This is a genomic window from Curtobacterium sp. L3-7, assembly GCF_048756585.1.
In the GTDB taxonomy this organism is placed as follows: Bacteria; Actinomycetota; Actinomycetes; order Actinomycetales; family Microbacteriaceae; genus Curtobacterium.
Genome location: NZ_CP151474.1, coordinates 2,253,857 through 2,274,883 on the forward strand (window position 1 = coordinate 2,253,857; position 21,027 = coordinate 2,274,883).

A 21,027-nucleotide genomic window follows, 5' to 3' on the forward strand; every position below is an offset into this window, starting at 1 on the left:
TGTACTCGGTCAGACGCGCTCCGGCACGAGTGCCGCGACCCTGGATCGGACCTCGGACACCACCGTCCGCCGCATGCCCTGCGAGAACAGCGCGTGGTCTCCGTCGGGCACCGGCACCAGGCTGACCGACCCGGGGTGGGGCCCTGGTGCGTACCGCTCGAGCGCTGCGCGGCCACCGAGACGCTCGAACGTGGCGATGTCGACGGGAGCCGCGATCACCACCACCTCGGTGCCGGCCGCCACGAGTGGTCGCACGTGCTGCAGGACACCCCCGGTGCGGCTCCGCTCGACGTGCGCACGGACGACCTGCGGCACGACACGGTCGTACCAGGACCGGATCCACAGCCGGGCGGCCGACGGCGACCACGCGGCCGCCGCGCTGTGGCCCCCCGGTGCGGCGGGTCGCCGGCGGAAGTCGTTCGGGCTGATCTCCACGACCAACCGCGGGGACAGCGCCGCCGAGCGGCCGGCGAGCCACGCACCGGCACACATGCCGACCAGCGCGAGCCGGTCGCCGTCGACCCCGAGGGCGGACACGATCGCGTCCTGGTCGTCGACCCACGTCTGCGCGAACAGGTGGTTGTGCTCACCGGCGGACACCGTCGTGCTCTCCCCGGTGCCCCGGCGGTCGACCCGGACGACCCTGGCGCCGTCCTCGGCGAGCGCCCGGGCGAGCGCGACCTGGTAGTCGTTCCCGCCGACCCGGTGCTCGGCGCCGCCGGTGTGCAGGACGACGACGGGAGCGTCGTCCGGCGCGCCGGCGGGGACCGTCTCCACGGCGAAGAGCGACTCCGGTCCGAGGTGCACGACGTGCTCCGAGATCCCGGAGTCGAGGTCGAGGACCGCGTCGACACGTGGCGGTCGTGACGCGACCGTCGCCGTGGGCACGTGTTCGTCGACCCATGCGACCAACGTGTCGACCGCCTGCACCGGCATGCGCGCGTGGATGCTCATCTCGTCGAGCAGCTCTGCGCTCCCAGGTACCTCGACGACCGGGAGACCACCGACCGCTCGGGGGCCTCGCGCCCCTGGCCGCACCAGCACGAGCGTGGAGCGGGGGTCTCGTTCGACGTGCACGAGCGCGGCGACGGCTGCGGCCTGCGCCGGATCCAGGTCGATCCCGACGAGGGTCTCGACGCCGTCGACGACACGGGTGGCCTCGATCGTCAGCGTCGCGAGCGCACGCTGTCGACGCAGCCAGGCGCGGCCGGACTCGGGTGCGTCCCAGAGCACCAGGCCGTCGTCCTCGGTCGCGGCTGCGGAGGCGATGAGTGCGCCTGAGGCGAGTCCGACGAAGACGATCCGCTCGACCCCGGCCGTGCGGAGCACGGCCGCCGCGTTGCGAGCGGACCGGACCGGCGCGTCGGGGTCGGCGTCGTCCTGGGAATCGCCACGGCCGGACGGGTCGTAGCGCACCGAAGCCACGCCACGAGCCTCCAGGCGGTCCGCCAGCAGGCGGAACGTGCGGTACGCGAGCACGCCCTCCTGTCCGAGCGGTGTGCAGATCACGACCCCGGCGCGCACCGACGGCGGCGTCTGCACCGCGACCCGGGAAGCCGGGGAACCCGACCACCCGTGCGTGGTGGTCACAGCGTCAGCGCGCGACGGACAGCCGATGGCCACGCGGCGGGGTCGGTTCCGTGCGCGGCGAACAGGGCGATCGTGATGCGCTCCAGGCCGAAGGCCAGGCATGCGCTGTGGGCGACCTCGCCGTCCTCGGTGCGGATCCCGAAGGACAGGCCGAAGTGGTCCTCGTGGAGGTTGGCGGAACTGATGGCGGTCGCCTCGCCCGCGTCACCGTAGACCGGTGTGACGAACTCGTACTTCAGCGCCTGTTCGACCTGGTTGCGCGCGAGGATCTTGCCCACGCGGCCGAAGAACGGGTCGTTCGCGGGGACCACGTCGATGTCCAGGCCGAAGCCCTCCAGGAGCGACCGCATCACGGGGATGTGTCCGTCGCGGTGCGCCTTCGCCGATGTGGGTGTGCCGATGTGGACGAACTCGTGCATGTGGAACGCCTGCAGTCGCATCGGGTCGAGCGATGGCTCCCGCCGGAACGAGTCGCCGACGATGTCGAAGGACCGGCCGGCCTGCGGGACCGTGTCACCGATCAGGCCGTAGACCGGGTGGCAGACCGCTGGGGCGAGCATCAGGTCCGCCGGCTCCAGGAAGGACTCCCAGCGCTCGCCGCGTTCCCGCGCCGCGAGGAGCTCGCGGTGCTTGCGGTCGTCGCCGGTGAAGCCGGAGATCGACGCCGCGAGGTCCGGGAACGAGGCGATGTAGTCGGTGCGCTCGAACGCGGCGAGCGGTTCGACGGGCGGGAAGCGGAGGACCTCGGAGTCGAGGTCCGCCATCGAGCGGACCGCAGCGGTGTCGACGGCGGTGTACACGCGCTCGAAGACTCCGGTGCGGCCGTAGAGCCCGGGGGAGCCGAGGTCGATGAGGACGCGATCGGTGAGCAGTCGTGCCCGGAGTGCTGCGCGGGCCCGGTCGAGCGGCGTCGCGGTCACGGGTGCTTCGGTGATGGTCACAGGATCGCTCCGCTCATGAGTGCCAGGCCGGCGTCGTTCTGGAGGAGACGGTCGTTGCTCACCATGACGGCGGCGCCGTGTGCGTCTCGGAGGTGTCGGGCGATGCTCATCGGTCCCGACGCGGCGTACCCGGCGATCCCGACGATGCGGAGCGCTGCGGTGACGATGTCCGTCACCTTCTGGGAGGCGCCGATCTTCAGCGCGTTCGCGGCGAGGGCGGAGGCGCTCGACTCGAGGGTGTCCGGGTCGTCGGCGACGGCGTCGAACCGCTCGGCGGCGTGGCGGACGCCGTCGGCGAGGCCCTGCAGGTCGACGAGGAGTTCCGCGAGCCGCAGCGCACCGGGTGGTGTCGTCCCGATGCTGGCCCGTGCCTGCTTGCGGACGGCCGAGCGTGCGCGTTCCGCTGCCGAGGCCGCGATGCCGAGCCACACCGACGCCCACAGCACGTGCGAGACGGGCAGGACCGTCTGCGCCGAGATCGTGGCGTAGTCGTCGCGGAACACGTGGTCGAGGGTGGTCTCGGCGTCGAGGACCCACCCGTTGCTGCACGTGCCCCTGAGTCCCAGTGTGTCCCACGTCGAGGTCTGCGAGAGCACGGTGCGTGCGGTGTCGCAGATCACGAGGCGCTGGTCGGACGCCGGTGCGTCGGGATCCCGGCGAGCGGTGACGAACACCGCGGTGGACTCCGTGGCGTAGGAGATGACGGGGGCGTCCTTGCGGAGACGGATGCGACCGGGGACCTCGGTGGACGCCTCGATCGCGCAGGTGGACCGTCGAGCATCGCCGCCGACGCCCTTCTCGGTGGTCGACGACGCGACGAGCGCGCCGTCCAGGACCCGGTCGATCATCGCGCGCACGCCGGCAGCGTCGCCGCCGTGCCGCCAGAGCGCCATCACCTGGCCCTGGTGCATCGCGAACACCATCCCCGTCGCCGCGCACGCACCGCCGAGCTCGGTCGCGATCGCGGACAGTTCGGACACCGAGGCACCTTCGCCACCGCATTCGACCGGGACCGCAGCGGCGAGCAGGCCGTACTCGCGCATCGCGGCGATCGCCTCGCGAGGGGGCCTGGCGTCCCGGTCGACCTCGTCGGCGAACTGCGCGGCGACGGCTGCGACGGCGGCGGTGCGCTCGGCGAAGCGGTCCGCGGTGGATCCGGCCGCGACCACGGACCGCGTCGGGGACTCCGGCTGCAGCGTGGTCACGCCGTCACCTGGGCCGCCGCGGTGGTCAACGACTCCACGGAGGAGAACGTCGCTCGATGCAGGAGGTGGTCGGGGAACTCCGCGTCGAGGTCGTTCTCGATCGCGAGCATCACGTTGACGGTCGCGTGGGACGTCAGCCCGAGGAGGTAGAGGTCCGCGATCGGTGCCACGTCCCACGCGTCGACGGTGAGCCGCCCGTGGTCGGCGAGCGCGCGTCGGACGGCCTGTTCGGTCGTGTCAGCGAGGGTGTTCTGGTCCGGCTGCATGCGAGCAACCCTAGGGACGGGGATGCCCCGGAAAGCCGCCGTCCGGATGCGCGAAACCGCAACGACCCGCCCGGGGCTGAACAGCGGTTCAGGGTGTCCCGATGCGGGGCCCGTTCACCGGTCTGCGAGCGCCACCGCCGTCGCGAGCGCCAGCCCACGCTCGTGGGACAGTGACACGTCGACGACGGTGATCCCCTGCGCCTCGGCGAGCGTCAGGGCTGCGCCGGAGAGCTCCACCACCGGGGCGCCGTGGCCGTCGAGCACGATCGCGACGTCGTGCAACGGCACCGCCTGCCCGCCGGTGGGGCGGAGGAGCTTGATCACGGCCTCCTTGCCGGCGAACCGCGCGGCGAGGCGCTCCGGGTCGTCGCGGGCATCGGCGCGCTCCCGGACCGTGAACACCCGGGCGAGGTACCGCTCGCCGTGCGCGCTGATCCCGGCGAGGACGTCGTCGACCGCGGCGAGGTCGCACCCGGTGCGGACGGCGGTCATGCCGAGATCGTACGTGCCCCGGCCGGTCGCCGGGCCGCATCGCGCTGCCGGACGGTCGGCCGGTGCCGCCGGACCCGGTGGCCTAGGCTCCGGATCGTGCGCGACCACGGCTTTGCGGCCCGCGACACGCCGACGAGGGAACCGATCGCGGGGCCGCGGACACCACAGGACATGAACCAGTTCACGGGGGACCGCGCCGACTGGGCCCTGAGCACCGCGGGCGACGGCCAGGCGTTCGGGCGGGTGTTCGACCGGCACGCTCCACGGCTCCGTCGACACGCGGTCGGACTCGTCCCCACCCCTGCCGATGCCGACGACGTGGTCGCCATCGCCTTCCTCGAAGCCTGGCGGCGACGTGACCACGTCCGGTTCGTCGACGACTCCCTGCTGCCCTGGCTGCTCGTGACGACGACGAACGCGGCGCACAACCTCACCCGCTCGACCCGCAGACACAGCAGCTTCCTCGGCCGGTTCCCCGTCGACGACCCCGCTCCAGACCCCGCCGATCGGTTCACCGACGGGGACGCGGTCGCCGCGCTCCGCGGCCTCGGGCTCGCCGACCAACGGGTCCTCACGCTCTGCGTCCTCGAGGGACTCAGCGAACGCGAGGCGGCGACGGCACTCGGCGTCCCCGCCGGGACCGTCAAGTCCCGACTCCACCGGGCGAAGGCCCGGCTCCACCAGCAGTACACAGCCACAGCGGAACCCCTCGGAGGCGCACTGTGAACGACGAACGCTCCCCACGGGACGACGAACGCTCCCTCCGGGACGACGAACGCTCCCCACGACTGACCGCGATGCGCGATGCCCTCGTCGCCGAGGTCGTGTCCACTCTTGCGGCCCGAGCGCGCCGTCGGCGTCGACCGACCCGGGCCACGGTCGCAGCCGTCGTCGCCGCGTTCCTGGTCGGTGGCGGACTGACCGGCGGGCTCACCGCCGCGGCGCTCCCCGGCAGCGATCCGGACACCGCGGTCCAGGCCTCGCTCGGTGCCACGACGCGGTCCATGGTCGAGGACGTCAACCACGGCCGGCTCCTCGGCACCCCGACGTTCCGCGTCACACACGGCGACACCGCGCTGACCCTGTCCTCCCGACCATCCGGCGCGGACCGCGTCGCCGTGGCGTGGGCATGCCTCGACGGCAGTGCCCCGACCGTCGAGGTGGGAGGTCGCCCGGTCGAGGGCGCCGCGTGTGGTCGTCGCGCCGACCCGGAGTCCGAGCAGATCGGATGGGCGCTCGCCGCGGCACCGGCGACCGGCGACGCCACGGTCACCGTCTCCGCCGACGACGCAGACCGGTACGGCGTGTGGGTGTCCTGGGCTCGGTCGCCGCAGATCGCTCGTCCGTCCGCGCAGCAGGAGGCCGAGACGGCCGACGGCGTCGTCACGCTGGACGAGTACCGGACGGCGTTCAACCGGCTGCTCGCGTGTCAGGCACAGGCCGGGCAGCCGATGGCCGACGTCCCGCTCTCCTGGTACTCGGACGGCGGGTGGAACGGCGAGGGGCGGGGGATCGGTCCCTGGTTCCTGTACACCACGCCGTCCGACGGGAGCGAGGTCTTCGACACGCAGTGCTACCCGAGGGAGTTCGGCGCCGTGGACGCGATCTGGCAGGGGGAGCACCCGATGCCGGAGGACCCGCCGGCGGCCGGGTGACGCCAGCCAGACGTGTGCCCTGTGAGGATTCGCCGGGGGTGTTCGTCGCACGTCCTGGCCCGGTGACTAACGTTCGGGACATGACGACACCCGCAGAGACCGACCACAAACGCCGGGGCGGGTGGTTGCCCGGTCAGGACGACCTCGAAGCCTGGATCGAAGGGCACCGCGAACGCGCTCGCGCCCACCGCGACCGCCCGCTGCACCCCGCCGTCGCCGCGTTCCGGCACCTGTTCGACACCGACCCGGTGATCCGGATGGGGATGACCCGCATGATCGAGCAGGTCCCGCACGGCAAGCAGTACCGGAAGCGGCACATCGAGGACATCGACGAGTTCTTCTCCCTCGTCAACGAGGTCATGACGACTGCTCCGGCGTTCAGCGACGGCGGCATGGTCACCACCCCGTTCGCCGCGATCCTCGACTGGACGATGGCCACCCCGGCCGGGTTCGCCGTCTACCGGGACCCGAAGGTGAACGCCGCACTGAAGGACGTCCTGGACGCGTGGGCCGAGTACCTCGACAGCCCCGCCTCGCTGTCCGTGATCGTCGACGCACCCGACGGGTGGAAGTCGGAGCAGGCACGGCAGGTCGTCGGCATGGACCAGTTCCAGCACGACCCCGACGCCGAGCACTGGGGCTTCACGTCCTGGAACGACTTCTTCATCCGCCGGTTCAAGGACGGCCAGCGCCCCGTCGCGGCACCTGACGACGACACCGTCGTGGTCAGCTCGAGCGAGTCCACGCCGTACGCCATCGCGACGAACGTGCAACGTCGTGATGAGTTCTGGGTGAAGCAGCAGCCGTACTCCCTCGAGGACCTCCTCGCGAACGACGAGTCCGTGGACCGGTTCGTCGGCGGGTCCGTGTACCAGGCGTTCCTCAGTGCCACGAACTACCACCGCTGGCACGCACCCGTCGCCGGAACCATCGTCCGCGCCTTCGTCCAGCCCGGCACGTACTTCTCAGAAGCCGACGCCGAGGGCTCGGACGCCGTGGAGCCGAAGGACTCGCAGGGCTACCTGGCGCACGTCGCCGCGCGGGCGATCATCATCATCGAAGCCGACAACCCGTCGCTCGGACACGTTGCGGTCGTCCCCGTCGGGATGATCGAGGTGTCCTCCTGCGTCATCGGCGACGGCATCGAGCCCGGCCGTCACGTCGACAAGGGCGACGAGCTCGGGTACTTCCAGTTCGGCGGGTCCACCGAGTGCCTCGTCTTCGAACCGGGTGCGATCGAGTCGTTCGCCGTGCAGGCGTTCCCGGACCCGCGGCACCCCGCGTTGGTGCACCTGCACACACAGATCGCGACCGCCGCGTCGGTCTGACCCGTCGGCTCGGTCCGCGGATCCTGCGGACTGGAGGCTCGGTGCCAGCCGGTACCGAGCCTCCAGTCCGTCACGGGGCGCGCCCGGCGACCGCCGCCTGGAGCCGTTTGTCGGGTTCGCCCCGGGTGCCGGCCCGCGGCGGTCAACCGATGCGACGGAGCGCGCGCGGCCACTCCTGGTCCGCGGTCACCGAGACCCGAGTGTCGTCGCTCCGACGGAGGTCGTCGACCAGGTGTGCGAGTCGGACCGCGTCGACGAACGAGGGCGCGGTCGAGGTGCCGTCGCGGACGTCGGCGCGGAGTGCTCGGTAGACGCCCGCGACGTTCACGACTGAGTCCGGCAGCGCAGGCGTGTCGATCGGCTGCCGCTGGCCGTCGACGAACAGCTCGAGGACCCCCGCCTGGAACCCCCGCGGCGCCCCGCCGACGAGTTCGAGGACGCCGGTGGACCCCTCGATCGTGAGGCGGAACGGCGTGTCGTCCGGGCCGCGGCCGCCCACGACCTCGGCGACGAGTGCCGCACCGTCGGAGAACCTGCCGAGGACCGCGACGTGATCGGGCAGCGTCCTGGGCACGGTGGAGCCCGTCGTGGACCGGAGCTCCGGGAACCGGACGGTGTGGAGCGCGGAGACCTCGACCGGAGACCCGAGGAGTGCTGCGACGACGTCGAGAGTGTGCGCTGCCTGGATGGTGAGCAGGTGCATGCCCGCATCCGGGTCCTCCAGCGGTGCCGTGCTCTCGTCGACCGTGGGACCGAACCCGGCCGTCGTCGAGGAGACGCGCACGACGAGGACGCGGCCGACGGCGTGGTCCGCGAGGAGCTGCGCCGCTCTGAGGACGGCGGGATTGCGACGGGCCTGCAGTCCGACCGCCGACCGCACTCCTGCCACCGCGACGGCACCCGCGATGGTCGTCATCGCCGCGGTGCCGACCGCGACGGGCCACTCCGTCACGACGTGCTTCCCGTGCTGGAGGGCGGCGTGGATGAGGGGCTCGTGCGCGGACACCGAACTGGCGACCGTGACGACGTCCACGTCGGGATCCCGGATGAGCTCCAGGGGATCGCTGTACGCCCGCGCGACCCCGAATGCCGCCCCGGCCGCATCGGCGCTCGCCTGACTGCGTGTGGCGACGGCCGACAGCTCGAGTCCTTCGGTGGCGGCGATGGCAGGGACGTGGGCTTCTCGCGCCCACCCTCGTTGTGCGTTGACGCCGATGATGCCGACGCGAAGCGTTTCCATGGCGAGAGCCCTCCTTTTTCGGAACGATGCGTTCACTATATCTTTCGGAACGGTCCGTTCGCTATGTTGTGTGCATGGGAGCCGGAGCGTCTGCAGGACCGAAACGCGGGCGGCCGGTCAGCCTGCAGTCGAGGACCGCAGCGATCAGTGCGGCGGCCGCTCTGCTCGCCGATGCGGGGTGGCCCGAGTTCAGCATCGACGAGGTCGCACGACGTTCGGGCGTCGGGAAGGCGACGATCTACCGGCACTGGGCCGGGGCGTTCCCGCTCGCCGTCGAGGCATGGGGTGACCTCGTGACGGAGGCGGTCCCGACCGTGTCGACCGGACGGGTCGAGGACGACCTCCTCGACCAGGTGGCGCGACTCGCCGACTTCTACGCCAGCGCCGACGGGATCGTCGCGGTCCAGCTGATCGGGGCCTCCGTGGCGCAGCCGGGTGGCGGCGAGATCATCGCGCGGGCATTCTTCGGCGCTCGTCGTGCGGCGACGCGCGATCTGGTCCGCGCGGGGATGGACGCCGGTCACCTGCGGGACGACCTCGACCCCGACGTGGTGATCGACCTGCTCTTCGGGCCGATCGTGTTCCGCCTGTTCAACGGCCTCGGCGCGCTCGACGGTCGAGCCGCTCGTGCCAGCGCCGAGCTCGCCATGCGGAGCATCACCTGCTGTTGACGGGCCTCGTCACGCAGCACCGCGTCCCTCATGACGACGGAGAGGACGTCGCCCGTCGTGCCCGTGCGGATCGAGACGGCCCGGCGACGCTCGGCTGCACGGACCGCTGCTCGGAGCTCTCGGAGCGGCGTGGAACCATCGACACGCAGCACGGACTGCCCGTGCTGCAGCGCGTTCTCGAGCAGCGCATCGGCGGTCTTCGCGACGTCCACTGGTCCAGCTTGCGCGCAACCGCGGCGGACCGGATCCCGGCTCGCTGTTCCCGACGGAGCGGCCGCTACGATGGTTGTCGAGGGCCTTTAGCTCAGCTGGTAGAGCGCCACGTTTACACCGTGGATGTCGTCGGTTCGATCCCGGCAGGGCCCACCAAGGGAAGCCGTGATCAGAGGGACGCACGCCCCGAGACCTGGGAACGCGCGCGAAGCGTCCGCATGAGGCACCTTCACTGAGAAAGATCGCGGACCGCCTATGTGAGACAAGAGCTTCCGACAGCCAGCGCTGGCAGACACCTCGGCGACGCACGGACCTCGCCGGCGGGAAGCGGCTCCGCGTTCTCGATGTCGGCGAGTCCGGTCGACGACCGGTTATCGGACGACCATCAGGACCCCCATCGGAGACGCTGATGGGCAGCGACGGCTCTTGCGAGATCGGTCGCGGCCGCACTCTGACCTCCTCGCGTACTACGGTTCGAGCGTGCCCGCGTTCTCCACCGACGACATCCTCGGCAACAGGCTGGACTTTGAGATTGCCCGCGACGGATTCGTCCGCAGGCTGCGAGACGATGCTGCGTTGCGCAATGCCGAGACGTGGCTTCGGCGCGAGGGCTATCGGGTCATCGAGCTGGACGCCGGGGCTTGGCAAGAAGGCAAGCAGATGCACATCGCCTTCGCGACGGCCCTTCAGTTCCCCAGCCACTTCGGGAAGAACCTGGACGCGCTCAACGACTGCATGTCAGACGTAGCCGAGGCGGACTACGGGTGGGATGCGACCGAGACTGGCCTCGTCCTGATCCTCTCCGGCTTCGAGCGTTTCACTCAACGACTCCCACGGATAGCCGACGACGTGCAGCACATTCTGAGGAGGCAGGGACGCTACGCAGCACTCTTCGGGAACCGGCTCCTCACGATCTTGTCCTGAAGAGGATCGGCAACCGGACGGCACCTCTGTCGCCGACGGCTCGCTGAGCTCTACCCACACCTGAAGTGGCACGACCGATCGATAGGGGTAGCGATGCTGATTCTGCAGTTCCTCGTGCCGGTGGTACTGGTTGTCGTCGCCGTGCTCATCTTCCTCGCGGCCCGCGGGAGCATGGGTCGAAGCCCGCTGCAGGATCAGCAGGACGCCGAGTGGAGGGCAAGGCGTGATGAGCGACGTCGAGCTCGAGCCGAGCGTCGTTCCCGCGACCGATAGTCGATCGGCCATCGAGACGGTCGGCGTCGACCAGAATCACTTGTGAACAGCGGTGCTCGGGTTGCGTCCACCGTCGCAATGGATATCGTGGTCGCGCTCCTCATGTGGTCGGCCGTCGTTCGCGTGGGCATTCCCGACAGATCTCCTAAGCGACGCGTCGTCGCAAGGGGTGTCCCGTCAGGGCATCCCGCCGTTGCGCGGAGACAGCGAGCATCAGACTGTGACTACCTCGACGACCGCCACGGTCCACCCTGCACGTCCCGACTCGCCACGAGCACCTCGGGTGGCGCTGCTCCTGGGTTCGCTCGGTTTCTTCTTGATCACCCTCGACATCCTGATCGTCAACGTCGCACTCACGACGATCGGCCGTGAGCTCGGTGGCAGCACATCAGGCCTGCAGTGGGTCATCGACGCGTACACGCTGCTGTTCGCTTCCCTGCTGCTGTTTGCCGGCAACCTGTCGGACCGCATCGGCGCGAAGCGCGCCATCGGGTGGGGCATCGCCGGGTTCCTCATCGCGTCGGTCGCCTGCGCGCTCGCACCGACACTCGGTGCCCTGATCGCCGCGCGCGCCCTCCAGGGTGCGGCGGCGGCGGTCATGCTGCCGGCGTCGATGGCGCTCATCCGCGAGGCGTTCCCCGACGCCCGCGAACGCGCCCACGCGCTCGGCATCTGGGCGGTCGGCGGTGCGGTCGCCGGAGCCGTCGGACCACTTCTCGGCGGCGCGCTGACGACGATCGACTGGCGGCTCGTGTTCGCGATCAACCTCCCCGTGTGCGCCGTCATGCTGAGCCTGCTGGTGAAGGTGGCACCCTCACCACGACGTCCCCGCCGGTTCGACCCTGCCGGTCAGCTGCTAGCGCTGCTCACCCTCGCGGGGCTCGTGTTCGGCCTCATCGAAGGCGGGGCGAACGGCTTCACCACCTGGTACGTCGTCACCGCACTCGTGATCGCCGCGGCATCGCTCGTCGGGTTCGTCGCCGTCCAGGCGCGCGGTCGGCACCCGATGATGCCGCTCGACTTGTTCCGGTCGAGCGGGATGCGGATTGCGCTCGGTGTCGGCTTCACGTTCATGGTCGGCAACTTCGGCAGCGTCTTCGTGCTGAGTCTGTACCTGCAACAACACCTCGGACTGTCGCCGTTGCTCGCCGGCTTGGTGTTCCTTCCGTCGGCCGCGTTCAGCATCGTCGGCAACATCGTCAGCGGCACCCTCGCCAACCGTTTCGGTGCCCGCGTCCCGGTCGTCGCAGGCCTGACGACGATGGTCCTGGGCCTGGTGGTGATGATCGTGCTCGCACCGCTCGACTCGTGGATCGCCGTCGCAGTCTGCACCATCCTGACCGGCGGGGGCGGTTCCGTGGCGATGCCGCCCGCGACGTCCGTGGTGCTCGCAAGCGTCCCAGCGGAACGCTCCGGCACCGCAAGCGCGGTGTTCAACACGTTCCGTCAAGTCGGCGGTGCGGTCGCGATCGCCGTGTTCGGAGCGCTCCTGGCCGACCGAGCGCAATTCGTCGTCGGCACCCAGGTCAGCTTCGTCGTCGCCGGCGCCGTCATCCTGATGGCCGCGGTCGCGGCCACCCGCATTCGGACCGCATGAAGGACGGGAGGCCTGGTGCCGGCTGGCACCAGGCCTCCCGTGCGATCCGCGACCGTGACCGTCGTCAGAGATTGGTCTGCGCCTCGAGGAAGTCCGGGTACCGGCCGCCGACGATCTCGACGGAGTCGGAGAGCGCCGTGAGACGGTCGACGTCGGCGTCAGACAGGTCAACGGCAGCAGCCCTGAGGTTCTCGGCGAGCCGGTGCGGCTTCGTCGTGCCGGGGATCGGGACGATCCACGGCTTGCGGGCCAGAAGCCACGCCAGCGCGACCTGTCCCGGCGTTGAGCCGAGTCCCGCGGCGATCTCCCGCACTCCGTCGACCAGCGCGACGTTCGAGGTGAGCGCGTCGCCCTCGAACCGCGGGATGCTGGCGCGCAGGTCGTTGTCGCCGAACGTCACCGAGGCGTCGATCGTTCCGGTCAGGAAGCCCTTGCCGAGCGGGCTGTACGGCACGAAGCCGATGCCGAGATCGTCGCATGTCGAGAGCACCCCGGTCTCGGGGCGGCGCCACCACAGCGAGTACTCGCTCTGGATCGCGGTCACCGGCTGCACGGCGTGCGCGCGGCGGATGGTCGTCTCGGCGGCCTCGGACATGCCGTAGCGAAGCACCTTGCCCTCGGTGATCAGCTCGTGGACGGCGCCGGCGAACTCCTCGATCGGGTGCTCGGGGTTGACGCGGTGCTGGTAGTAGAGGTCGATGTGGTCCGCCCGGAGGCGGCGGAGCGACCCCTCGGCGGCGGCGCGGACCTCGTCGGGGCGCAGCAGCCGTCCGAGCGGTCGGTGCGTGTCGGGGTCGATCGCGTTGGCGAACTTCGTGGCGATCGTCACCTGGTCGCGGACGGGGGCGAGGGCCTCGCCGAGGAGTTCCTCGTTGCGGTGGGGGCCGTACGTCTCGGCGGTGTCGAACAGGGTGACGCCCTGGTCGACGGCGCCGTGGAGCAGGGCGATCATCGCGGCCCAGTCGGGGTCGGCGCCGTAGCCGCCGGTCATCGTCATGCAGCCGAGCCCGATCTCGGCGACCTCGAGGTCGGTTCCGAGTGTCCGTGTCTTCACGGGCGTCCTCCTGATCGGTCGGGGTCGGCCGCGGCGCGCACTGCGTCGCGGCGGTCGGTGGCGTCGATCGATCCGAGCAGCCGGAGGGCGTCGGCGGTCGGTGAGCCGGGCTCGGCGGTGTAGAGCAGGAAGCTCAACGCAGGGTCGCTCATCAGGCGCGAGCCCTCGAAGTACAGGTCGAGCGCGCCGACCACCGGATGGGTGAAGTGCTTCTCCCCGGTCGCGTGCCGGCGCACATCGTGGACACCCCACTTCGCGCGGAACTCCGGACTGCGCGCGGAGAGCTCACCGATCAGGTCCTGCAGGTCCCGGTCGTACGGGTCGTGTCCCGCGGCGGCGCGGAGGATCGCGACGCTCTGGTCGGCGGCGAGGTCCCAGTCCGGGTAGAACGCTTCCGACCACTCCCGATCGAGGAACGCCGCCCGGGCGAGGTTCGGGCGGTCCGCCTTCCGGAACAGGTCGGCGTAGAGGGCTCGTCCGAGGGCGTTCGCGCCGAGGATGTCGAGGTGGTCGTTGCGGATGAACGCCGGACCGCCGGTGAACGCGTCGAGGGTGTACTGCAGGCCGACCCGGAGCGTCTTCGGTGTCGAGGAGCGGCGGCCGGTGCGCACCGGGGAGGCGTTCGCGGCGCGCGCCAGGTCGAACAGGTGATCGCGTTCGGCATCGTCGAGCAGCAGCGCCCGAGCCACCGCCTCGAGCACACCGTCGGACACGCCCGCGAGGCTGCCGCGCTCGAGGCGGGAGTAGTACTCCACGCTGACGTCGGCGAGCATCGCGACCTCGCCGCGGCGGAGACCCTCGACCCGTCGGTTCGGACCCGCCGGCAGGCCGACCTGCTCGGGACGCACCCGCGCGCGCCGGCTGACGAGGAAGTCCTTCACGTCATCGCGGTTCGAGCTCATGCAGCGACTCTATGAGTGAGCAGGTCCAGGAGGGACGTACTACCAGGGAACCCCTCACGGCAGCGTCCGCGACGACCATCGACCCCGACAGCACGAGAAGGGAACACCATGCAGCACCGCACACTCGGTCGCTCCGGCACCGTCGTTTCGTCGATGGCACTCGGCACTATGGACTTCGGGACGATGACCCCGGAAGCGGACGCATTCGCCGTCCTCGACGCCTACGTCGACGCGGGCGGCAACTTCATCGACACGGCCAACGTCTACGGCGGCGGGAAGTCCGAGGAGACCCTCGGCAAGTGGTTCGCCGCCCGCCCGGCAGAAGTCACCGACACCATCGTCATCGCGACGAAGGCTCGGTCGCCACTCGGTCCGGGCATCAACGACCAGGGCAACTCCCGCCGGCACCTCGACCGCCAGCTCAACCAGTCGTTGCGGCGCCTCGGACGCGACAACGTCGACCTCTACCAGCTGCACGCCTGGGACCCGATCACCCCGGTCGAGGAGACGTTCTCGTTCCTGCGGGACGCGATCAGTGCCGGCAAGATCCACCAGGTCGGCATCTCCAACTTCACCGGCTGGCAGCTGCAGCTCATGGTCTCCACCGCGAAGGCGATGGACGTCGACGTCCCCGTCACCATCCAGCAGCAGTACAGCCTGCTGTCCCGGGAGAGCGAGTCCGACGTGTTCGGCGGCGCCGCGTACAACGGCCTCGGCATCCTGGCGTGGTCACCGCTCGCCGACGGCTTCCTGACGGGCAAGTACCGCCGGGACAGCAACCCGAGCTCGGGCACCCGAGCGAGCTCCGACAACCCGGTGTACGAGTACACGGCGTCCTACCGCGCTGCGGACCCGCAGACGTGGGACGTCGTGGACGCGCTCGTCGCCGCAGCCGATGAGATCGGCCAGAGCCCCGCACGCGTCGCGCTGAGCTGGCTTCACGACCGCCCCGGCATGACCGCCCCCATCATCGGAGCTCGGAACACGGACCAGCTCCACGACAACCTCGCGGCCGCTGACCTGCACCTCGACGACGCGATCCGCGACCGCCTCGACGCCGTCAGCGCGCCGAAGGTCGGCCAGTACCCGTACGGCCCGTTCGGCGCAGCCCAGCGTGCCCGGAGCGTCGACGGCGGCGTGCCGCTGATGGACACCATCCAGGCTGCGCAGTGACGACGCCCGATGACGGACGGGAGGCGCGGTGCCAGCTGGCACCGCGCCTCCCGTCCGTCAGTGGGGCACCTCAATCAGCGCCCCGCGTGCGCAGCGCCAGGAGCGTGAGTGGGACGAGCCCGAGGACCACGAGCCCGACGCCGATCGTCTCCGGGGCGGTGACACCGAGCGGGCCGTCGAGCGCCGCGCTCTCCACTCCGGAGGCGATCGCGATGCCGAGGTTGAACGCCGCGACGGCGACCGCCGCAGCAAGGGTCGGCGCGGACGCGGCGAACCGGACCGCGAGGCCGGTCGCGACGGGCGGGACGGCCATCCCGGTGATGCCCAGAGCGACGACGAGCACCAGGGTCGGAACGGCGAACGCCGACAACGGCAGCAGGAGCGCCAGGACGACCCCGACGCCGACCGCAGCGCCGATGAACGTGCTCATCGGTCTCGTGTCGGCGCGTCGACCGGCGAGGTTCGTCCCGACGAGCGCTCCGATCCCGAAGCAGACCAGGACGATCGGTACCGCCCACAGCGGCAGGCCGGTGCGGTCCGTGAGCAGCGGGGAGATGTACGCGAAGGCGCCCATGTAGGAGCCGGTGATCAGGATCGTCGCGAGCACCAGCAGCAGGATTCGCCCGGTGAGGAGTGCCCGGATCTCCGCCATCGCGGACTGCTGCGCACGGGATCCGTCGGCCGGTGCGTACCGGCGGATCACGACCGCGGCGACGGCAGCGAGGACGGCGAGAGCCCAGAACGATCCTCGCCAGCCGATGACCTGGCCGGCGAGGGAGCCAAGCGGGACGCCGGCCACCGTTGCGAGGCCGACGCCGCTCATCATCACGCCGAGCGCTCGGGAGCTCCTGGCGGGGCCGGCGGCGGTCGTGGCGACGACCGAGGCGACGGACCAGAATGCGCCGGTCGCGACCGCGGTGATCACCCGGGCGATGACCACGACGGTGAAGCTGTCGCTGAGCGCGGCGACGACGTGGCCGAGCGCGAACACCACGAGTGCGGCGATGAGCGTTCCCCGGCGCGGCAGCCGAAGGGTGGCGACGGCCATCACGGGGGCGCCGACGATCATCCCGACCGCGAACGCGGTGACGAGCAGACCGACCTGCGCGACCGGTACATGGAGGTCGGCGGACATCTCCTGCAGGAGCCCGGCGACGATGTTCTCGCTCGTGCTCATCAGGAACGTGCCCACGGCGAGCAGCGGAACCACGAACGGCAGCCGGCCACCCGTCGTGGAGGCCGTGCCGGCCGCCGGCGTGCTGTCGGTGGGCGTGGTGTCTGTGGACGTGGTGTCTGTACTCACGAACGCGGGCTGATCCGGACGGTGGCCGAGGTCGGGCCGTCCTGCAGCATCGGCGGCAGGTACTCGCTGCCGGCGTACTTCGTCTCGTAGGCGGCGTCGATGCGGCTGTTCAGATCCGGGCCGGCCGCCTCGAAGGTGACGTCGTGCTCCGTGCCGGCGGCGCTGATCCGTCCGGCGCCCTGTTCGATCGCGGACCGGTACCAGCGGGAGTTCCGCCCGTTGTAGGCGCGGACGTAGAGGTCGCCGTCGACGACGACGGACCAGATCCAGGTCGGCGTGCCGTAGGTCACGCCGTCGGCACGGAACGGGCTGACGTGGAGATCGTCGCTGCTGGCGATCGCGGCGATCGTGTCGGGGTTCCAGGTGGGCATGGTGCTCCTGTTCGTGAGGTGGGCCTCCGGCGGCGAGGGGGACGCCGCCGGAGGCCCGGTTGATGGGACGGGCGCCGTCAGAGGCGGACGAGGGCCTTGATCGCGCGTCGCTCGTCCATGGCCTGGTAGCCCTCGGCGATGTCGTCGAGGGACACCTCGAGGTCGAACACGCGGCCGGGGTCGATCGCGTCGGTCCAGATGAGGTCGATGAGCTCCGGCAGGTACTCCCGGACCGGCGCCGGGCCGCCGAGCAGGTGCACGTGGGAGAAGAACAGCTCCTCGCCGGGCAGCTCGACGTCGTGGGAGACACCGACGTAGCCGACGTGCCCGCCGTTCCGGGTCGACCGGATCGCCTGCATCATCGACTCCTGCGTACCGACCGCCTCGATGACGGAGTGTGCGCCGAGCCCGCCGGTGAGCTCCTTGATCTTCGCGACGCCCTCGTCGCCGCGTTCGGTGACGATGTCGGTGGCGCCAAACTCCCGAGCGAGGGCCTGTCGGGACTCGTGACGAGACATGGCGATGATGCGGTCCGCGCCGAGCTGCTTTGCGGCGAGGACCGCGAGGAGGCCCACGGCGCCGTCGCCGACCACGACGACGATCTTGCCGGGGCCGACCTGGGCGGCCTTCGCGCCGAACCAGCCGGTGCCGAGGACGTCGGACGCTGCGAGCAGGGACGGGATCTTGTCGTCGGCGGGCATCTCCGGCGTCGCGACGAGGGTGCCGTCGGCGAGCGGGACGCGCAGGTACTCGGCCTGCGCGCCGCCCGCGCCGACGAACTCGACGTGGACGCAGCCGGACTGGAAGCCGGCCTGGCAGATCTCGCACGTGTTGTCCGAGGCCATGAACGAGCCGATGACGAACTGGCCGACCTCGATGTTCCGGACGTCGTCGCCGACCTCCTCGACGACACCGACGTACTCGTGGCCCATCGGCGTGGGCTGCTCGGTGGGCTCGACACCGCGCCAGGGCCACATGTCGGACCCGCACACGCAGGTGGCGACGACCCTGATGACGGCGTCGGTGGGCTTGACGATGGTGGGCTTGTCGCGCTCGTCGACGCGGACGTCGCCCGGGGCGTACATCACTGCTCCTCGCATGGCGGGAGTCCTTTCGTGAGGGGTGGTGGCGCACACGACGACGGCCGGACCGATGTGTCCGGCCGCGACGGTGCGGGATGTCGGCGAGGGTGCCGTGCGGCTCAGTGGCCGGCGAGGTCCTCGTCGGTGACGTGCTCGAGCCAGGTCGTGGTGGTCGAGGGGTCATCGGCGTTCTCGAGCATCGCGAAGTGCTCCATGAACGTGCCCTCCGCGGAGGCGTGGAAGTGCTCCTCGCCGGCGGAGACGTACACGGTGTCGCCCGGATGTGCTGTGATCAGCGCGCCGTCGCGGGTTCCGAAGTGCGCGACGCCCTGGGTGACGCGGAGGAACTGGCCGCGGGCGTGGGAGTGCCAGGCGGTGCGGGCTCCGGGGGCGAACTTCACCAGCGCGAACGTGGCGCGCTGGTCACCATCCTGCGGAGCGACAATCGGGTCGACCCAGACGTCGCCGGCGAACTGCTCCGGCGGGTTCTTGATGGTCGGTTGCTTCGGCAGGATCTCCTGGGACATCGGTTGCTCCTTCATGACGGGCGATGGCAGCTGGTCGACGGACCGATCGGCTGCGTCATGTCCGACGTTATGGCGCTGCGCATATGTGAGGGATGCCCTGACAGGGAAACCCTCATGGCGTCGTCAGCTGTCGGCAGGTGCGGCGGCGTCGACCTGCGCGAGCCCGTTGAGGGTGCGTGGGTAGCCGATCTGGGGCAGGAGCACGGTGAGGACGTCGAGCAGCTGCGCCCGGGTGTTGCCGACGGTGATGTTGGCGACGACGTGCCCCTTGACCTGGCTGTCCGCTCCGCCGAGGGCAACAAGCAGTGCGAAGGTGATGAGTTCGCGCTGTTGCACGTCGAAGCCGGTCCGCGTGTAGTGGTCTCCGAAGCAGTTTGCGGAGAGGAATCGCTGGAACCGCTGAGCGTCCGCAGGCGCGTTCGCGTACATCGAGTCGACGTTGTCGGCGCCGACGATCTCCTTCTGCTTCGCTGCTCCCACCGCCATACGGGTGTCAGGCGTCGTCGTGGACTGCCCTGGGAGCGGGAGCGCGACGCCCCGTTCGGTGAGGACGTCATTGGTGATCGCGATGAAGTCGATGACCCGGGCAACACCGACGTAGGCGACGGCCTGGTACGCCAGCTCCTTCACCTGCACCGGCGTGACACCGTTCTCGAGCGCTGCACCGAGCAGTCCACGGAACTCGCTCAGCGCGCCGATCGCGATCGTCGCCGCCAGCTGGTAGATCAGCCGGTCTTCGCGGTCGAGGTCACAGCTGGCGAGCACCTCGCCGTACGCAAAGTCGGAGTACGCCGCCCAGTACTCCGGATCGGTGTCGGCGAGTCCGATCGTGGCGTCGGGGAACAGCATCGAGAGCTCGTGCTGTGCGTCGTCGTGGAGGGTCACTGGTGGCTCCTGTCGTCGCTCCGCGGCCGGCAGGCCCGACCAGACACCGACGCTACGAGCTGCGCGCCCTCGCAGGGATGCCCGGTCAGGGAACCCCTCAGCCGGTGTCAACTGACGAAGAACGTGCGCCCGATCGGCACGTCGCTGCACTTCCTACCGCCGTCGTGTCCGGCCTCGCTGCCGAAAAACCTGTCCCGTTCCGGCTCTGGGCGCGATACCCGAAAGGGGATCCGGAGGCGGACGTAGGACTTGAAGCACCAGCCTCGACGCGGAACGTCACTCGATGGATGGTGCCGTGTTGCGGCCGAGATTGGCTTTGGACGCCGCAGATCGGTCGGTCCCGACGGCGTCCGATAGCCGATCGGCGATCGAGACGGCCTTTCATTCCTGGAACGCGGTTCGGTAGGCGGTGGGGGAAGTGCCGATGATGCTGCCGAAGTGGCGTCGAAGGTTCGCGTCTGATCGCAGCCCGGTGGCTTCTGCGACCAGGCTCATCGACAAGTCGGTGCGCTCGAGAAGTTCTCGGGCCCGGTCGATCCTGGCGCGAAGAACCCACTGCATCGGGGTCAGGCCCGTGTCGGCCGTGAATCGCCGGGAGAACGTCCGCGCGGACACGTTCGCCTGGCTAGCGAGGACGGCGAGGGACAGGTCATCGTCGAGGTGGTCGAGTGCCCAGGCGCGGGTGGCGGCGAAGACGTCGCCGAGCGGCTCTGGGATGGTGCGGGGCACGTACTGGGCTTGGCCGCCGCTTCGGTAGGGGGCGCTGACGAGGCGCCTGGCGACGTGGTTGGCGAGCGCGACGCCGTGGTCGCGGCGGATGAGGTGGAGGCAGAGGTCGATGCCGCTCGCGGCGCCGGCGCTGGTGAGAACGTTGCCCGCGTCGACGAACAGGACGTGCTCGTCGACGTCCACGTCCGGGTACTGGTCGCGGAGCACGTCCGTGTAGTGCCAATGCGTCGTCGCACGTCGCCCATCGAGCAGGCCGGCGGCGGCGACGGTGAACGCGCCTGTCGAGATCGCGGCGATCCGGGCACCGCGCTCGTACGCTGCGCGGAGCGCCGCGATGACCGCTGGCGGCGTGGTGACGTCGGCGGGGTTCCGGTAGCCGGGGACGAGGATGGTGTCAGCCCAGGTAAGGGTGTCAAGGTCGTGGCTGACGGCGTAGGCCAGGCCGTTCCACCCGTCGACGGTGCCGACATGCTCGGCGCAGACGCGGACCTCGTAAGGCATGCTCGGCCGCTTCGCGAACACGTGCGCGGCGATCCCGACGTCGAGCGCTTTCGCCCCGTCCAGGACGAGGACCGCTACCCGGTGGTCGCGGTCGCTGGTCACGCC

At 70.6% G+C, this 21,027-nt stretch carries 21 protein-coding genes and 1 tRNA gene; 8 read left to right on the forward strand and 14 right to left on the reverse strand.

Annotated elements, in window-relative coordinates:
• Positions 1-9 precede the first annotated feature (9 nt).
• From AAEP80_RS10955 to AAEP80_RS10975, 5 genes are all read right to left on the reverse strand, one after another.
• Complete coding sequence (locus tag AAEP80_RS10955) at positions 10-1,590, reverse strand: alpha/beta fold hydrolase (RefSeq protein ID WP_420364419.1); 1,581 nt, start codon at positions 1,588-1,590, stop codon at positions 10-12.
• A complete protein-coding gene (locus AAEP80_RS10960) occupies positions 1,587-2,531 on the reverse strand; it encodes an amino acid--[acyl-carrier-protein] ligase (protein WP_420364420.1) in 945 nt (314 codons plus the stop codon). The genes AAEP80_RS10955 and AAEP80_RS10960 overlap by 4 nt, the downstream gene beginning before the upstream one ends.
• On the reverse strand, positions 2,528-3,736 hold the full coding sequence (locus AAEP80_RS10965) for an acyl-CoA dehydrogenase family protein (RefSeq protein ID WP_420364421.1): 1,209 nt from the start codon (positions 3,734-3,736) through the stop codon (positions 2,528-2,530). The genes AAEP80_RS10960 and AAEP80_RS10965 overlap by 4 nt, the downstream gene beginning before the upstream one ends.
• Entirely contained in the window at positions 3,733-4,002 is a 270-nt protein-coding gene (locus AAEP80_RS10970) for an acyl carrier protein (RefSeq protein WP_281264279.1), read from the reverse strand. The genes AAEP80_RS10965 and AAEP80_RS10970 overlap by 4 nt, the downstream gene beginning before the upstream one ends.
• A gap of 114 nt (positions 4,003-4,116) precedes the next feature.
• Positions 4,117-4,494, reverse strand: coding sequence for a holo-ACP synthase (locus AAEP80_RS10975; RefSeq protein ID WP_420364422.1), 378 nt, complete (start codon positions 4,492-4,494; stop codon positions 4,117-4,119).
• A gap of 171 nt (positions 4,495-4,665) precedes the next feature.
• On the opposite strand from AAEP80_RS10975, the gene AAEP80_RS10980 reads away from it, so the two are divergent.
• The 3 genes from AAEP80_RS10980 (at position 4,666) to AAEP80_RS10990 (ending at position 7,477) form a co-directional block, all read left to right on the forward strand.
• Complete coding sequence (locus AAEP80_RS10980; RefSeq protein ID WP_420364423.1) at positions 4,666-5,220, forward strand: RNA polymerase sigma factor; 555 nt, start codon at positions 4,666-4,668, stop codon at positions 5,218-5,220.
• On the forward strand, positions 5,217-6,149 hold the full coding sequence (locus tag AAEP80_RS10985) for a hypothetical protein (RefSeq protein WP_420364424.1): 933 nt from the start codon (positions 5,217-5,219) through the stop codon (positions 6,147-6,149). The genes AAEP80_RS10980 and AAEP80_RS10985 overlap by 4 nt, the downstream gene beginning before the upstream one ends.
• A gap of 80 nt (positions 6,150-6,229) precedes the next feature.
• Entirely contained in the window at positions 6,230-7,477 is a 1,248-nt protein-coding gene (locus AAEP80_RS10990) for a phosphatidylserine decarboxylase family protein (protein WP_420364425.1), read from the forward strand.
• A gap of 142 nt (positions 7,478-7,619) precedes the next feature.
• Here the strand turns inward: AAEP80_RS10990 and AAEP80_RS10995 are convergent, their stop codons facing one another.
• Positions 7,620-8,717, reverse strand: a complete 1,098-nt coding sequence (locus AAEP80_RS10995) for a Gfo/Idh/MocA family protein (RefSeq protein WP_420364426.1) — start codon at positions 8,715-8,717, stop codon at positions 7,620-7,622.
• Positions 8,718-8,791: 74 nt separating this feature from the next.
• Here AAEP80_RS10995 and AAEP80_RS11000 point away from each other — a divergent pair, with 74 nt between their 5' ends.
• From AAEP80_RS11000 to AAEP80_RS11015, 4 genes are all read left to right on the forward strand, one after another.
• Positions 8,792-9,388 (forward strand): TetR/AcrR family transcriptional regulator C-terminal ligand-binding domain-containing protein, encoded by a 597-nt coding sequence (locus AAEP80_RS11000; RefSeq protein WP_420364427.1) that lies wholly within the window; start codon positions 8,792-8,794, stop codon positions 9,386-9,388.
• 293 nt (positions 9,389-9,681) lie between these two features.
• Positions 9,682-9,757, forward strand: a tRNA-Val gene (locus tag AAEP80_RS11005).
• Positions 9,758-10,081: 324 nt separating this feature from the next.
• Positions 10,082-10,525, forward strand: a complete 444-nt coding sequence (locus tag AAEP80_RS11010; RefSeq protein WP_261645874.1) for a barstar family protein — start codon at positions 10,082-10,084, stop codon at positions 10,523-10,525.
• Between the two features lie 556 nt (positions 10,526-11,081).
• Positions 11,082-12,395, forward strand: coding sequence for an MFS transporter (locus tag AAEP80_RS11015; RefSeq protein ID WP_420364428.1), 1,314 nt, complete (start codon positions 11,082-11,084; stop codon positions 12,393-12,395).
• 64 nt (positions 12,396-12,459) lie between these two features.
• Here AAEP80_RS11015 and AAEP80_RS11020 read toward each other — a convergent pair whose 3' ends face one another.
• The gene (locus tag AAEP80_RS11020) at positions 12,460-13,449 is read right to left on the reverse strand and encodes an aldo/keto reductase (RefSeq protein ID WP_420364429.1); all 990 of its coding nucleotides are present in this window, start codon (positions 13,447-13,449) and stop codon (positions 12,460-12,462) included.
• Positions 13,446-14,351 (reverse strand): helix-turn-helix transcriptional regulator, encoded by a 906-nt coding sequence (locus AAEP80_RS11025; protein WP_420364430.1) that lies wholly within the window; start codon positions 14,349-14,351, stop codon positions 13,446-13,448. Before AAEP80_RS11025 ends, AAEP80_RS11020 begins: the two co-directional genes overlap by 4 nt.
• Positions 14,352-14,459: 108 nt before the next feature.
• Between AAEP80_RS11025 and AAEP80_RS11030 the strand changes: the two genes are divergently transcribed.
• Positions 14,460-15,524, forward strand: coding sequence for an aldo/keto reductase (locus tag AAEP80_RS11030; protein WP_420364431.1), 1,065 nt, complete (start codon positions 14,460-14,462; stop codon positions 15,522-15,524).
• Positions 15,525-15,594: 70 nt separating this feature from the next.
• Here AAEP80_RS11030 and AAEP80_RS11035 read toward each other — a convergent pair whose 3' ends face one another.
• From AAEP80_RS11035 to AAEP80_RS11060, 6 genes are all read right to left on the reverse strand, one after another.
• Positions 15,595-16,827, reverse strand: coding sequence for an MFS transporter (locus AAEP80_RS11035; RefSeq protein WP_420364432.1), 1,233 nt, complete (start codon positions 16,825-16,827; stop codon positions 15,595-15,597).
• Complete coding sequence (locus tag AAEP80_RS11040; protein WP_420364433.1) at positions 16,824-17,198, reverse strand: DUF2255 family protein; 375 nt, start codon at positions 17,196-17,198, stop codon at positions 16,824-16,826. The genes AAEP80_RS11035 and AAEP80_RS11040 overlap by 4 nt, the downstream gene beginning before the upstream one ends.
• A 77-nt stretch (positions 17,199-17,275) precedes the next feature.
• Positions 17,276-18,298: a zinc-dependent alcohol dehydrogenase family protein gene (locus AAEP80_RS11045; RefSeq protein ID WP_144713276.1), complete on the reverse strand. Its 1,023-nt coding sequence runs from the start codon at positions 18,296-18,298 to the stop codon at positions 17,276-17,278.
• A 101-nt stretch (positions 18,299-18,399) separates the two neighbouring features.
• Entirely contained in the window at positions 18,400-18,807 is a 408-nt protein-coding gene (locus AAEP80_RS11050) for a cupin domain-containing protein (protein ID WP_420364434.1), read from the reverse strand.
• A gap of 123 nt (positions 18,808-18,930) precedes the next feature.
• Positions 18,931-19,692, reverse strand: coding sequence for a carboxymuconolactone decarboxylase family protein (locus AAEP80_RS11055; RefSeq protein ID WP_420364435.1), 762 nt, complete (start codon positions 19,690-19,692; stop codon positions 18,931-18,933).
• 381 nt (positions 19,693-20,073) lie between these two features.
• Positions 20,074-21,024 (reverse strand): GlxA family transcriptional regulator, encoded by a 951-nt coding sequence (locus tag AAEP80_RS11060; protein ID WP_420364436.1) that lies wholly within the window; start codon positions 21,022-21,024, stop codon positions 20,074-20,076.
• Between the last annotated feature and the right edge of the window lie 3 nt (positions 21,025-21,027).